This is a genomic window from Micromonospora sp. KC606 (genome assembly GCF_004348675.1).
In the GTDB taxonomy this organism is placed as follows: Bacteria; Actinomycetota; Actinomycetes; order Mycobacteriales; family Micromonosporaceae; genus Micromonospora.
Genome location: NZ_SMKN01000412.1, coordinates 1 through 1,134, shown reverse-complemented (window position 1 = coordinate 1,134; position 1,134 = coordinate 1). Strand labels below are relative to the sequence as shown.

The window sequence follows — 1,134 nt, the reverse complement described above, 5'->3', positions numbered from 1 at the left end:
GCGTGCAGGAGGCGGGTGAGGGTGGTGTGGGCGGCGCGGACGGAGACCTGTTGACCGACGACGGCGCGGACGGCGATCTCGAAGCCGTCCACGGCGCGGGGCAGGCGTACCCCCGGCTCCGCGGTGACCGCGTCGGCGAGCGCGGGATCGGCGGCCAGCACGGCGTCGACGGCCTCCGGGTCGGCGTCCAGATCGAACAGGCGGCGGCAGCGGGCCACCGCCGGGGCCAGGTCCCGCATGTCGGCCAGCCGCAGCGTCGCCCGTACGTGGCCGTCGAGCGGGGTCAGCGCCACCTCGGCGGTGCCGTGCGGCAGCCGCAACCCCCGGCGGTACGTCCCGTCACGCACCGCCTCCACGCCGGGCAGCGCGCGAACCGCGAGGAAGCCCAGCAGCGCGGCGGCGTGCAGCGGCGGCCGGTACGCCAGTCGCAGCGTGATCGTTCCCGTGCCGCCGACCGCCGGGCGGCGGCCCCGGGCCGCCCGCAGCCCCGACGGGACGGTGCCGTAGACCTCGCGGACGGTGTCGTTGAACTGCCGGACGCTGCCGAAGCCGGCCGCGAAGGCGATCTCGGCCAGGCCCAGCTCGGTGGTCTCGATGAGGATGCGGGCGGTCTGCGCGCGCTGCGCCCGCGCCAGGGCCAGCGGGCCCGCGCCGAGCTCGGCGCGGAGCATCCGGTGCAGGTGCCGCTCGGTGTAGCCGAGCCGGCTGGCCAGCCCCGGCACGCCGTCCCGGTCGACCACGCCGTCGGCGATCAGCCGCATGGCCCGCCCCACCACATCGGCTCGGACGTCCCACTGCGGTGAGCCGGGCGCGGCGTCCGGGCGGCAGCGGCGGCAGGCCCGCAGCCCGGCGCCCTGCGCGGCGGCGGCCGACGGGAAGAACCGGACATTGCGCCGTTTTGGCGTCATCGCCGGGCAGGACGGCCGGCAGTAGATTCCGGTTGAGGTCACGCCGGTGTAGAACCAGCCGTCGAAGCGCTGGTCGCGGCTGTCCACGGCTCGGTAGCACCGTTCGAAGTCCAACTCCACGCCACGATGATGCCCGCAGCTCAGCCCCACCGGCTCGCGGGAATCGGACCTGGCGGTGCAGGGCCGTCAGACTCGATTCCCGCGGTTGGACGGAGATCAGCGGGTG

At 75.9% G+C, this 1,134-nt stretch carries 1 protein-coding gene; it reads right to left on the bottom strand.

Features of this window, described 5'->3' with window-relative positions; all coding sequences use genetic code 11:
* Positions 1-1,028: DNA-3-methyladenine glycosylase 2 family protein (locus tag E1193_RS31445; protein WP_132186745.1), on the bottom strand; the 1,028-nt coding region annotated here is incomplete at its 3' end.
* Positions 1,029-1,134 lie beyond the last annotated feature (106 nt).